The sequence below is a fragment of the Pseudomonas sp. GW456-L12 genome (assembly GCF_059424045.1).
The window spans coordinates 128,126-139,733 of sequence record NZ_JBWKZA010000002.1 but is presented as its reverse complement, the minus strand read 5'-3'; the positions used below and the strand labels follow the sequence as shown (position 1 = coordinate 139,733).

Sequence of the window (11,608 nt, the reverse complement as noted above, 5' to 3'; positions counted from 1 at the left end):
TTAACATGAGATTTTGTGATTAATATAGCGACCCATTACCCAACACTACAAAGGACTACACAGCATGAGCACACTGATCAAAACCGTACTGAACACCCGTGCAGGCTACGGCCTGACCGTCCTGCGAGTTTTTGTCGGCATCATTTTCGCCGCTCACGGCGCGCAAAAGCTTTTCGGTCTGTTTGGCGGTTACGGATTGGCAGGTACGGCACAGTGGATGGAGAGCATCGGCCTGGCACCAGGACACTTGATGGCGCTGTTGGCGGGCGGTACCGAGTTCTTCGGCGGTCTGGCGCTGATTATCGGTCTGTTGGCACGTCCTGCCGCGTTGGGGTTGAGCTTCACCTTGCTGGTGGCGATTTTCTCCGTGCACATCAGCAATGGCCTGTTCATGGCGAACAATGGTTATGAGTTCGCCCTGGCTCTGCTCGGCGGTGCCATTGCGGTTCTGATCGAAGGCGCGGGCAAATTGTCACTCGATGCGGCAATTGCCAAGTAACTTCCGGAAAACACCCAAGGCCCGCTTGTAGCGGGCCTTTTTTGTTGCTGATTTCGTTATTGGGGATTCTTGACACTACCCCGTCGGCTTCTCTAGGATTGTTGCCCATGCGCCGATTTAAACAGCTACTTGCGGGGCGCCAGGTGATTCGGAATATCACCGACAGAAGCTCTACCGGCTTCGAAATACCGCTAAAGCGCTGGTTCGGTGTTGCCTCTCACCTGCCCGGCAGAAAATTGAGGCAGAGACACGACACGATGAATGCACTCCACCCTCCTGTACGTCTTGCGCCAATCACGGCGAATCTTGTTCAGCGCAATCCAAAAATTCTTCTTGGCGGCACACACCAGCCGACATTGCTGCGTTATCTCGATGGCTGGCCACGTCGCAGCACAGGCCCTTCGGCCTTTCTGATCCAGTTCATCGAAGACGGCGAGTCCTTGGCACGTTTTGCCAACGACAGTTTTGACCTTGCGGTGATACAGGCGCCCAGCTCGGAAAATGCTGCGGAAGTCATCCGGCATCTGACCCGTGTGGCTCGACAGGGGCTGATCACCCGTAGGTAAGTACCGTAGGTGATCAACCTGGCTGTCGAGGTGGGGGCGATGTTTCTGAATCCCAGCTAAAGGCTGCATCGATATCAGGGGGTCAAACTACGGAGTTGCGTTTGGCCAGCTCCGCCAGCGCTACCAGATTGGAAACATTGAACCGTTTTAGCAGCCTGACCTTATAGGTGCTCACCGTCTTGTGGCTGATCAGCAACGCATCCGCGATTTTCTGATTATTCAGACCGCTCGCCAGCAGTTTCAGGACGGTGATTTCCCGGTCGGTCAGTTGGGCAATCAAGACACTCTCTTGGCAGGCGGCGTTTGTATTCTGTTGCAAGGTGCTGATTGTATCCTCGGGGAAATAGCTATACCCCGACAATATGGCTTTTACCGCATTAGCCAGTTCGTTCAGATTATCGTTCTTGCACAGAAAACCAGCCGCTCCGGCCTGCAAACAGCGCAAGGCGAAGTTCTTGGAGTTGCTGGAAGTCAGCACCAGTGTCTTTATTGGCAGTCCAGCGGACTTTATATGGGAGATAACGGAAAAACCGTCGAGGTTGGGTATGTTCAAGTCCAGGATGAGCAGGTCTGGAAGATGCTTGCGTACCAGCTGGACGGCGTCGGCCCCGTTGTCCGCCTCCGCGACGATGTTGTGTTCGTGAGGTTCCAGAACGGTTCTTATGGCGAGTCGAATCAACGGATGGTCGTCGACGATGATGATACTTCCCATGCAAGGCATCTCGATATTTAGGGGGAGGGTGCCCTGCGTATGTTATCCGAGCACTCTGAAAACTAAATCAGACGAATCTGATAGTTGTCATTGTGTGGCTAAGTTATGGTTGAGCTCCGTTTTTATCTGGCCAAGCCACGCCCGCTATGCATATTATTATCTTTAGACCGACCTCTCATCTGAAAGGCTCTTGGTTATTCAACACTCTTTTGCGTCTTGATCGTTTTATCTACTGGTTTGCTCCTTCTCTAGCGATGTTGATGGGGGTGGCTGGTGTCGCGCTGTGTTTTTTTAGCTGGCAGCAACGACTGATATTGACAGGAGGGGCCGGGCTAGTACTGCTACTGCTGGCGGGAGGGTTAGTCATGCTATGGTCGAATTATGATTGGTGGCTGTTCAAGCTCAGTCCGCAGAAGGGTTTGAATATTCCTCTTAAATGAGATCGGAGTGGTCAAGGCTGTCAGCCATAACATGGTAAATCGAAAGCGTTGACTTTTCTGGTTGTGAGTTGTCGGATAGTTCTACCTGAAGAATGGGAATTGTCCGGTTGCTGGCATGTGTTGTTAGGAGGTATTTTTTACTCCGTGTGATATGTTTTTAGATATATGACGGAGCCTAAGTCAGCGATGCTGCTACGAACTATTTCCATCGAAAACGCAGAGCAAGAAGTGCTGAATGGTGCGGTGCTCTGCAGTTTTGCAATTCCTATGCTGAGGCGTAATTTTCTTGCCTATAGCTTAAATGAGGGCGCTGAAGTCGGAGAGTCGCGAGTTTATATTGCGATGTTGCATAAAAAGGGGAAAGAGTATGCGCTGAGTTCGATTGAAAGCGAGCGCGATTGGCGTCTGGTTATTCAGGTCTTCAAAGAGATAGTTACTCATGCAACGCGGCTTGAGATTCGACAACAAGGTGCTGCTGGCAGTGTTGGCACTCCCTACCATCTGATTGACCTTAAAGGCTGTGTGATACCGACGGGGAACCTTTCCGAGCATCGCTCACTCACCATCAAGAAAAATTTGGTGGTGAAACTCATATCATCAGAAGCTTCGACAGTTTGTCTGCCTGCAATTGATGACACCGAACTCAGCGTTCCAGCCCTTGATGTTTCTATTGAGACGACCTCTCAAAATACCCCTGCTGCAAAAGATGCCACAGAGTATGTGGACGAGGTTCCTGACTCGAACGAGTATGGTTCGCCAGAAACTGTTGAGGACCTTGAAGGGGACCTACCCGATGATGCCCCGTCCAGATCTGAGCCGATTGGAGAACCATATGAATTATGCCAAAAGGACGCTGAAACCGAGGCTTATGTAAGGGAGGGCTCTACTGAGGCCTCGTTATTGGCCGAGGATCTTCAACAGGGTATTGCTGGCTTAGCTATCACCAATATCGAAAGCCATGTCGACTCATCCAGGAATGATGCTCTCCTGTCAGGTGTTACAACACATAGAGTAGATGCTGACCAGTCTGCTGACCCGGAGGTCGATGCTGTACGTCTGCATCAAGGTATACAGAACACACTGGCTGACTTGGCGGAGGTGGTTCGCGATTTGACTTCGGAGGATGATGTGGAATTAACCCAGGGAAATGAGTACGACCTGTCGATGTCTGACAGAGTTCCGACTTTGGTAGACAGGCAGCTTCAAACCATCCCTGATATCGATCAGTCCGGTGAAAATGCTGTGGATGCAATGCCGGATGAGTCGGACGGTTGTGAAGCCTCACTAGAGCATTCGCTGGATAAGGATCAGTTCCTGATGGATACGGCTCCCGATACCGAAGTTGTATCTCAGGGGGCGGATACCGATCATCTGCTTTTTGATGTAGAGAACACGTTGTCGAATCTTGCACATATGGCGCAGGAACTGGCACAACAAAAATTGATTGCAGTGAAGCAGCAGGAGGCCTTGGAGCTTTTAAAGGAGCAATTGCAGGAGCGAGAACGCAAGCTTCAGGAAAAGGATGAATACTTGCGCCAGTTACAAAGCCAGCTTCAACAAGAGAGGATCGCTATCGATAAATCCGCAGAGCACAACTCCAAGGTGATTGCCGAACGCAGCGTTGCGCTACAGCAGTTGGCTGAAAGTGTGGAGTCCCGAGAGCGAAGTGTTGCGCGGCGCTCTGAGCTATTGCAGTTGGAGCAACAACGTCTTGAAGAAATTTCTGTAAAACAAAGTGTTCGTGCATCCGAGCTCGAAAAACGGGACATCGGGATCCAGCAAAAAAATGCCGAGCTTGTGGAAAGATTAGCGCAGCTATCCAGCACCCGTAAAAAGCTGAGTAATATTGTAAAAGGCTTCAATGAGACAGTGACCTTCAATAATAGTCTGCATAGCATATCTAGTACCTTATTCAACGATGACGAGTAAGGCGCCTCAGTTGAAATTGCAAGTGTCTATTTTAGTCCCTGGGTGTTTTTTCATATAAGGCAATATGTGATCTGTATGAAATAGTCGGCTAGTAATGGTTGGGCAGGAGACGGGAGGAATGGGGAGCATGCGTGTTCTTTGATGAGCGTTCTGATCGGACTTGCGCATGAGCTTGTTTTTACCTCGCATGACCAAGGCAGTCGCTTTTCATACAGAGCCTAGAGAACGATTCATTCTAGATGGTGGATGTTCCGATGGCATGCGTCTTACTGGAAGGTTTATTTTGCTCAATATTGGTTCTCAGTGCCCCGGTTGAATCATAATGCTGAACGGCTCATAAGGCTCTGCATGGGGAATTTAACCAATTGAGTACCAAGCTCATTACGCAGGAAGGTTTCGAGGCTCTGAAAAACGAGCTGGATTACCTGTGGCGGGAGAAGCGTCCGGATGTGACGCAGAAAGTCACTTGGGCGGCCTCCCTGGGGGACAGAAGTGAAAACGCCGATTATCAATACAACAAGAAACTCCTGAGGGAAATTGATCGCCGGGTTCGCTACTTGCGCAAGCGACTCGAAGACATGAAGGTCGTGTCTTATTCGCCGGAACAGGAGGGTCGGGTTTTCTTCGGCGCCTGGGTCGATATCGAGAATGAAGAGGGTGAAACCAAGCGTTTCCGTATCGTCGGCTATGACGAGATATACGGGCAGAAGGATTACATCTCTATCGATTCGCCCATGGCCCGGGCGCTCTTGAAGAAAGAAGTCGGCGACGAGGCGATAGTGCAGACGCCCGGTGGAGAAATGTGCTGGTGGATCAATCAGATCGAATACGTGAAATGAACTGCCTGCGAGGGGCTTACCCCTCGCGCAGTACTGTTAGTGGGCTGGCATTCAATGCTCGGCGTGTCCCGTAGACACCGGCACCTCCGATCAGCAGGGCACCGATAACAGGCAGGAGCAACAGCCAAGGATGTGGATGCCAGGGCAGGTCGAAGGCAAACCGATACAGCACCAGGCTCACCAGTTCCGATCCCAATGCCGCCAGTAGCCCGCTGAGGGCTCCCAGCAGCCCGAACTCGATACGCCGGGCCTTGACCAGTAATTGTCGTTCCGCACCCAGCGCCCGTAGCAGGGCACCCTGACGAATACGCTCGTCCAGGGTGGCCTGCAGTCCGGAAAACAGCACGGCCATGCCGGCAGCGAGTACAAACAGCAGCACGTATTCCACGGCCAGGGTGACCTGGGCCAGGATGCTGCGTAGTTGTTCGAGCAGAGCCTCCACTTGCAGGATGGTCACTGCCGGAAACGCCCTGGACAACTCGACCACCTGCTGGTCATGACCCGCAGCCAGATAGAAGCTGGTCAGGTAAGTGGCGGGCAGATCCCGCAGCGTGCCCGGCTGAAAGATCATGAAGAAGTTGGGCTGGAAGTTGTCCCAGTTGATTTCTCGCAGGCTGGTCACCCTGGCCTCGCGATTGACCCCTCCGACGCTGAATGTCATCTGGTCGCCGAGTTTGAGTTTCAAGCTTTCGGCCACCTGGGCCTCGACCGAGACGCCAGGTAAATCCCCTTCGGGCTGTTGTGCCCACCACGAGCCGCTGGTGATCTTATTGCCAGCTGGCAGATCTGCGGCCCAGGTCAGGCTCAAATCGCGCTGCACGGCGCGATCGCCACTGGAGTCCTTGCTGACGATTTCCCGGACCGGTTCGTCGTTGATGCTGATCAGCCGCCCTGGCACTACCGGATACAGCGGCGCGGAAGGGGCGGAAAGCGCCACCAGCTTGTCGGTGAAAGCTTGTTTGTCCGCGGGCAGGATATTCAGCGCGAAATAGTTCGGTGCGTTCTTGGGCAACTGGTTTTGCCAGGTGTCGAGCAATTCTCCACGCAACAGCGCAATCAAGGCCATCGACAGCAGAATCAAGCCGAAGGCCAGGGATTGCCCGGCAGCGGCCAAAGGATGCCGCAGCAGCTGGCCCAGCCCCAGGCGCCATGGCAGCGACGCCTTGGTCAGCAAGCGACGCAGACTCTGCAGGGCCAGCAGCAGTAATCCGCCCAGAACCAGGGCAGCAATGACGCCGCCGCCGAGCAAGGCAAAGGTCAGCAGCAGATCCAGGCTCAGGCGCCACATGATCAAGCCCAGGGCCAGCAAGGCGGCGCCATACACCATCCAGGTGCTTGGGGGGATCGGCAGCAGGTCACGGCGCAACACCCGCAAGGGTGGGACACGCCCCAGCGCCGCCAGTGGCGGCAAGGCGAAACCGCCAAGTGCCACCAGGCCGGTGCCGATACCGGCGACGGCGGGAAGCAGCCCGCCAGGAGGCACATCGGTGGGTAGCAGGTCATGCAGCAGGTAAAACAGCCCAAGCTGGGCGAGCCAGCCAAGCAGTGCGCCGACGATGCTAGCCAGGATGCCGAGCAGGGCCAGTTGCAGGGTGAACAGCAGCATGGTTTCCCGGCGGGACAGGCCCAGGCAGCGCAGCAGCGCGCTGGCGTCGAAACGGCGGGAAGCGAAGCGTGCAGCGGACAGGGCAACCGCCACGCCTGCCAGCAGCACCGCCACCAGGCTGGCCATGTTCAAGTAGCGTTCGGCCTTGCCCAGGGCTCCGCCGATCTGGCGGTTGCCATCTCGGGCATCCTGCAGGCGCTGATTGGCCGCCAGGCCTGGCTTGATCAATTGACGATAGGTTTCCAGGGCGCTTCCCGGACCGCGCCAGAGCTCCTTGTAACTGACCCGGCTGCCCGGTTGCACCACGCCGGTGGCGTTCAGGTCGCTCAGGTTGATCAGGACCCTGGGGGTCAGGCTATAGAAGTTGCCGGCGCGATCCGGTTCGTAAGTCAGTACCCGGCTCAGGCGCAGGGTTTTCATCCCGACGTCGATGCTGTCGCCGATTTTCAGGTCCAGCGCGGTCAATAGTCGGGCTTCGACCCAGGCTTCACCCGGTTGCGGACCACCGCCGGTTTCTTCCGTCGCGTAAGGGGCGGGGGCGCTTTTCAGTTCGCCGCGCAGCGGGTAGGCATCGTCCGCGGCCTTGATACTGGAAAGCTGGATGCCATTGTCGGTGGCGATCACACTGGAGAACTCCACCACCTGCGCATGTTGCAGGCCCAGTTCCCGGCCGCTTTGTATCTGTTCTGGCCTTGCTGGAGAGCTGCTTTCAAGCAACAGGTCCGCGCCGAGAAACTCCGTGGCGCGCAACAGCATCGCGCCGTTGAGGCGTGCACCGAAATAGCCGATGGCGGTGCTGGCGGCTACAGCCACCACCAGGGCGAAGAACAATACCCGCAGTTCTCCGGCGCGGGCGTCGCGCAGAAGTTGGCGAACGGCAAGACTGAACAGGCGCAACAGCGGCAGGCGTGCCATCAAGGCTCCAGGGGGGCGACCAGCAGGCCGGCTTCAAGGCGGATCAGGCGCCGGCAACGATGGGCCAGGCGTTCATCGTGAGTGACCAGGACCAGCGTCGTACCGCTTTCCTTGTTCAGGTCGAACAGCAGGTCGCTGATGCGCTCGCCGGTGTGGCTGTCGAGGTTGCCGGTCGGCTCGTCGGCGAACAGCACGTCAGGTTCGGCGGCGAAGGCGCGGGCGATGGCCACCCGCTGTTGTTCGCCACCGGAGAGCTGGCGAGGCGAGTGACTCAGGCGCTGCCCGAGCCCGACGCGTTGGAGCAGTTCGGTCGCACGCTCGCGGGCATCCCGACGGCCGTCCAGCTCCATGGGCAACATGACGTTCTCCAGGGCATTGAGGCTGTCGAGCAGTTGGAACGACTGGAAGACGAAGCCCACATGCTCGGCCCTGATTCGGGCGCGCTGGTCTTCGTCCAATGTGCCGAGACTGCGACCGGCCAGGGTGACCTCGCCGCTGCTGGGCAGGTCGAGCCCGGCCAGTAGGCCGAGCAGGGTGGATTTTCCGGAGCCGGAACTGCCGACGATGGCCAGGCTGTCGCCTTTGTTCAGCTCCAGGCTGAGTTCGTGCAGGATGGTCAGTTCACCTTCCGCGCTGGGAACCACTTTGCTAAGGTTCCGCGCAGTGAGAATGCTTGCGCCCATGGAGAATCCGATGCGTGTGTGGTTTTTGAGTGCTGGCCTGGCCTTGATGTGCATGGCCCAGAACGCAGCGGCGGGTACAGTCCTGATCGTTGGCGATAGTATCAGCGCGGCTTTCGGCCTGGATACCCGGCAGGGGTGGGTGGCACTGCTCGAGCAACGGCTCAAGAGCGAAGGTTTCAACGATAAGGTGGTCAATGCTTCCATCAGTGGAGACACCAGCGCAGGTGGCCAGGCGCGGCTGCCGGCGCTGCTTGCAGAGCACAAGCCGGAGCTGGTGATTCTCGAGTTGGGCGGCAACGATGGACTGCGTGGGCAACAGCCCACGCAATTGCAACAAAATCTTGCTTCGATGATCGACAGCTCCAAGGCCAGTGGTGCCAAGGTGTTGTTGCTTGGCATGCAGTTGCCACCCAATTACGGCGTGCGTTATACCCAGGCGTTTGCCGAGGTGTACAGCAAGCTCGCGAATGAAAAAAACGTAGCGCTGGTGCCATTTTTTCTGGAAGGGGTCGGCGGCAATCCCGAGCTGATGCAGGCCGATGGCATCCACCCTGCGGTCACCGCTCAGGGCAAGTTGCTGGAAAATGTCTGGCCGACGCTAAAACCGCTGCTTTGACGCTTTTCTACCGGCAGTGTTTCGGCTAATGTGGCGCCCCCGATTTGGAGCCCCCGATGCCGCGTCCCGCCTGGTCCCTGTTTGCCTACCAACTGATCGAGCCTGACGAACAGCTCGACCTGTTCGCCTGCCAGGAAGTCCGGGTGCACCTGGTGACGCGTCAGCTGGAGCTGGGCGGCTCTGCCGATCGCACGTTGTGCGGCACCTTGCTGCCCGCGCAACCGCGCTGGTCGAGTGTCGACCGGACCATTTTCCAGGACCAGCGCCTGTGTCCGTTGTGCCGGGCGATCCTCGAATCGCAAAAGCGCGGCACGCCACCGATCTGGCCAGAGTTGCGTTTCGAACTGTAAGGCAGCAAGTTCTCGCCCGGCTCCCTCCTTGCTGATGCAGCTGTCGCTCCCGCAGCCACGGGGGCGGGTGTACAATCACTTTTTTACTCGTTGATCATGCGAAGGATTTTCCGGATGTTGCCGCGCTTTCCTGTCGTCACCCGTTGCCTGACGCTTGCCGCCTTCTGTGTGGCTGGCCCCGTTGCCGCATTGGAACTGCCTCTACCTCCACCGGGCGAAGATATCGTCGGTCAGGTACAGGTGATCAAGGCCAAGTACGAAGACACCTTTGCCGACCTGGGCACGACCTACGACCTGGGCTATTACGAGATGGTCGCGGCCAACCCGGGAGTGGATCCCTGGTTGCCGGGCGCGGGCACCGAAGTGGTGTTGCCGACGCGTTTCATCCTGCCGCCGGGACCTCGTGAAGGCATCGTGATCAACCTGGCTGAGTATCGCCTGTACTACTACCCGAAAGGGCGGAACGTGGTGTACACCTTCCCCCTGGGTATCGGCCGGGAAGGTTGGGGGTCGCCGATCGCCCATACCAGCATTGTCGCGAAGACGCCGAATCCGACCTGGACTCCGCCTGCCTCGATCAAGGCCGAGCACGCCGCCGACGGTGACCCGCTGCCAAACGTGGTGCCGGCAGGTCCGGACAATCCGTTGGGGCCATTCAAGTTCACCCTGGGTACGCCGGGCTACCTGATCCACGGTTCGAACAAGAAGTTCGGGATCGGTATGCGCACCAGCCACGGCTGCTTCCGGATGTTCAACAACAACGTCCTGGAAATGGCGAGCATGGTGCCAGTGGGGACATCGGTGCGCATTCTCAACGATCCGTACAAGTTTGGTATCAGCGCTGGAAAAGTCTATCTGGAAGCTCACACGCCGCTGGATGACAAGGGCAATCCGTCGGTCGTGGACAAGCACACCGCGGTGATCAACGCCTTGCTCAAGCGTGAAGACCTGGCCAATAACTTGCGGATGAACTGGGATGTGGTGCGCGACGTGGTGGCGGCCGAAGATGGTTTACCGGTAGAGATCGCCGTACCGACCACTGCGCCCGTAGTCTCGGCGCTGCCTATCGATATGCAGCAGTAACGGTTGGAACAGCAACCCGTCGATGCTTTCGGGCGTCGACGGGTTTTTTATTGCCGCAAGAAAACCCGGGCAATAAAAAAGCCGACCCAGTAAATGGGTCGGCTCGATAACAATCCCGAGGGATTATTACTTGCGGCTAGCTTTTTCCAGCATACGCAGAGCGCGCTCGTTAGCTTCGTCAGCAGTCTGTTGTGCTTTTTGAGCAGCAGCCAGAGCTTCATCAGCTTTACGGTAGGCTTCGTCTGCACGAGCCTGGGCACGAGCTGCTGCGTCTTCAGTTGCAGTCAGACGAGCTTCGGTTTCTTTGGATACGCTGCTGCAACCGGTAGCCAGAACTGCGGCCAGAGCCAGAGCAGAGAATTTCAGAACGTTGTTCATCGTGTTCCCCTTCAAGGACTTTCTATTAAGTAGCTATCTCATCCGAGTGATGAAATGGCCGGCGTACATACTACCCATTACTTGTAGTAAGTAAACTGACGTAGCGCAAGAAGCAAAAAAAATTCTAGGCGTTGAATCTTTTTCGAGCAACTTTTTATCGATCTGTATAAAAAATACGCAACCTTGTCACCCTGTTGGGAGGTTGCGCTTGTTAAGCGTATCTGCCGTAGAGCCCCTTTGCACGGCGCTTGCGGAGTGTAGGCTAAAGTCTATCTATATCGACTCGTCTACACTTTTGTTCAGAATCTGTGGGGCGTCTCACGCATCTTTGTCCATGTTGAGGTGACTTTAAATGGGTGGGCTCGTCTTAAATCTCAACATCCGGCGATGTTCAGGTTGTTGATCCTTAGGCGGTTTGATCGAGCGTTTTGCATGTAGCTGGGAACAGGTCTGAGGACGCATCGACAGCAAACTGGCCTGATGCCAGTAGCTTGAACGCAAGCGTCCCTTGAGCATTGGTGCCAATGGTGCCTACTATTTGAAACGTGCTCGGTCATGCGAGAGCGGCAAGCTCTCCTCGGTGTCCAGACAGGCACGGGGTGGCGTAGTTGTTCCTTCGCCGGAAAAACATCGGTAAGGTAGGGGTCAGAATCCAAGACCCGCGAGGAGTAGTGATGAGCGAGGCGTTGTCCATCCACCATGACCAGGCTGGTCATCAATTCGAGACCAATGTGGACGGTCATCGTGCCTACCTGACCTATATGGACCTGGGTAAGCAGACCCTGGATATTTATCGGACGTTCGTGCCTAACGCGCTGCGTGGTCGTGGTATTGCCGCGGCACTGACCGAGCAGGCGTTGGAATATGCTGACCGCATGGGTTACACGGTGATTCCGTCGTGCTCATATGTGGAGCGCTATATGGAGCGCCATCAGCGCCACGCCGCGAAACTCTGAGCGGGGACGCCAAAAAAAACGCCGGGCTTGGCCCGG

13 protein-coding genes are annotated in these 11,608 nt (G+C 56.3%); 9 read left to right on the top strand and 4 right to left on the bottom strand.

The window, feature by feature from the left end:
- Positions 1–64 precede the first annotated feature (64 nt).
- A complete protein-coding gene (locus AC07Y9_RS03085; protein WP_102679627.1) occupies positions 65–499 on the top strand; it encodes a DoxX family protein in 435 nt (144 codons plus the stop codon).
- A gap of 257 nt (positions 500–756) precedes the next feature.
- Positions 757–1,065: a hypothetical protein gene (locus AC07Y9_RS03080; RefSeq protein ID WP_037035956.1), complete on the top strand. Its 309-nt coding sequence runs from the start codon at positions 757–759 to the stop codon at positions 1,063–1,065.
- A gap of 82 nt (positions 1,066–1,147) precedes the next feature.
- On the opposite strand, the gene AC07Y9_RS03075 is transcribed toward AC07Y9_RS03080, so the two are convergent.
- Complete coding sequence (locus AC07Y9_RS03075; RefSeq protein ID WP_007931372.1) at positions 1,148–1,777, bottom strand: response regulator transcription factor; 630 nt, start codon at positions 1,775–1,777, stop codon at positions 1,148–1,150.
- A 146-nt stretch (positions 1,778–1,923) separates the two neighbouring features.
- On the opposite strand from AC07Y9_RS03075, the gene AC07Y9_RS03070 reads away from it, so the two are divergent.
- From AC07Y9_RS03070 to greB, 3 genes are all read left to right on the top strand, one after another.
- Positions 1,924–2,217 (top strand): hypothetical protein, encoded by a 294-nt coding sequence (locus AC07Y9_RS03070; RefSeq protein WP_037035922.1) that lies wholly within the window; start codon positions 1,924–1,926, stop codon positions 2,215–2,217.
- Positions 2,218–2,403: 186 nt separating this feature from the next.
- Entirely contained in the window at positions 2,404–4,146 is a 1,743-nt protein-coding gene (locus AC07Y9_RS03065) for a hypothetical protein (protein WP_102679626.1), read from the top strand.
- Between the two features lie 365 nt (positions 4,147–4,511).
- Positions 4,512–4,985 carry a transcription elongation factor GreB gene (greB, locus tag AC07Y9_RS03060; RefSeq protein ID WP_009044968.1) on the top strand — a complete coding sequence of 158 codons (474 nt, stop codon included), beginning with the start codon at positions 4,512–4,514 and terminating at the stop codon, positions 4,983–4,985.
- Between the two features lie 16 nt (positions 4,986–5,001).
- Here greB and AC07Y9_RS03055 read toward each other — a convergent pair whose 3' ends face one another.
- Both AC07Y9_RS03055 and AC07Y9_RS03050 read right to left on the bottom strand, forming a co-directional pair.
- Entirely contained in the window at positions 5,002–7,506 is a 2,505-nt protein-coding gene (locus AC07Y9_RS03055) for an ABC transporter permease (RefSeq protein ID WP_102679625.1), read from the bottom strand.
- The gene (locus AC07Y9_RS03050) at positions 7,506–8,189 is read right to left on the bottom strand and encodes an ABC transporter ATP-binding protein (protein ID WP_007931376.1); all 684 of its coding nucleotides are present in this window, start codon (positions 8,187–8,189) and stop codon (positions 7,506–7,508) included. Before AC07Y9_RS03050 ends, AC07Y9_RS03055 begins: the two co-directional genes overlap by 1 nt.
- Before the next feature lie 10 nt (positions 8,190–8,199).
- On the opposite strand from AC07Y9_RS03050, the gene AC07Y9_RS03045 reads away from it, so the two are divergent.
- The 3 genes from AC07Y9_RS03045 (at position 8,200) to AC07Y9_RS03035 (ending at position 10,238) form a co-directional block, all read left to right on the top strand.
- Positions 8,200–8,805 carry an arylesterase gene (locus tag AC07Y9_RS03045; protein WP_009044965.1) on the top strand — a complete coding sequence of 202 codons (606 nt, stop codon included), beginning with the start codon at positions 8,200–8,202 and terminating at the stop codon, positions 8,803–8,805.
- Positions 8,806–8,861: 56 nt separating this feature from the next.
- The gene (locus AC07Y9_RS03040; protein ID WP_007931378.1) at positions 8,862–9,155 is read left to right on the top strand and encodes a hypothetical protein; all 294 of its coding nucleotides are present in this window, start codon (positions 8,862–8,864) and stop codon (positions 9,153–9,155) included.
- 114 nt (positions 9,156–9,269) lie between these two features.
- On the top strand, positions 9,270–10,238 hold the full coding sequence (locus tag AC07Y9_RS03035; protein WP_007931379.1) for a L,D-transpeptidase family protein: 969 nt from the start codon (positions 9,270–9,272) through the stop codon (positions 10,236–10,238).
- A 126-nt stretch (positions 10,239–10,364) separates the two neighbouring features.
- Here AC07Y9_RS03035 and oprI read toward each other — a convergent pair whose 3' ends face one another.
- Positions 10,365–10,616, bottom strand: coding sequence for an outer membrane lipoprotei OprI (oprI, locus tag AC07Y9_RS03030; RefSeq protein ID WP_003448337.1), 252 nt, complete (start codon positions 10,614–10,616; stop codon positions 10,365–10,367).
- 674 nt (positions 10,617–11,290) lie between these two features.
- Here oprI and AC07Y9_RS03025 point away from each other — a divergent pair.
- Positions 11,291–11,572: a GNAT family N-acetyltransferase gene (locus AC07Y9_RS03025; RefSeq protein ID WP_007931380.1), complete on the top strand. Its 282-nt coding sequence runs from the start codon at positions 11,291–11,293 to the stop codon at positions 11,570–11,572.
- Positions 11,573–11,608 lie beyond the last annotated feature (36 nt).

Coding starts and splice junctions, on each gene's coding strand:
- oprI (WP_003448337.1), bottom strand. CDS start 10,616: ATGAACAACGTTCTGAAATTCTCTGCTCTGGCTCTGGCCGCAGTTCTG.
- AC07Y9_RS03025 (WP_007931380.1), top strand. CDS start 11,291: ATGAGCGAGGCGTTGTCCATCCACCATGACCAGGCTGGTCATCAATTC.
- AC07Y9_RS03080 (WP_037035956.1), top strand. CDS start 757: ATGAATGCACTCCACCCTCCTGTACGTCTTGCGCCAATCACGGCGAAT.
- AC07Y9_RS03045 (WP_009044965.1), top strand. CDS start 8,200: ATGCGTGTGTGGTTTTTGAGTGCTGGCCTGGCCTTGATGTGCATGGCC.
- AC07Y9_RS03085 (WP_102679627.1), top strand. CDS start 65: ATGAGCACACTGATCAAAACCGTACTGAACACCCGTGCAGGCTACGGC.
- AC07Y9_RS03035 (WP_007931379.1), top strand. CDS start 9,270: ATGTTGCCGCGCTTTCCTGTCGTCACCCGTTGCCTGACGCTTGCCGCC.
- AC07Y9_RS03070 (WP_037035922.1), top strand. CDS start 1,924: ATGCATATTATTATCTTTAGACCGACCTCTCATCTGAAAGGCTCTTGG.
- AC07Y9_RS03065 (WP_102679626.1), top strand. CDS start 2,404: ATGCTGCTACGAACTATTTCCATCGAAAACGCAGAGCAAGAAGTGCTG.
- AC07Y9_RS03050 (WP_007931376.1), bottom strand. CDS start 8,189: ATGGGCGCAAGCATTCTCACTGCGCGGAACCTTAGCAAAGTGGTTCCC.
- AC07Y9_RS03040 (WP_007931378.1), top strand. CDS start 8,862: ATGCCGCGTCCCGCCTGGTCCCTGTTTGCCTACCAACTGATCGAGCCT.
- AC07Y9_RS03075 (WP_007931372.1), bottom strand. CDS start 1,777: ATGGGAAGTATCATCATCGTCGACGACCATCCGTTGATTCGACTCGCC.
- AC07Y9_RS03055 (WP_102679625.1), bottom strand. CDS start 7,506: ATGGCACGCCTGCCGCTGTTGCGCCTGTTCAGTCTTGCCGTTCGCCAA.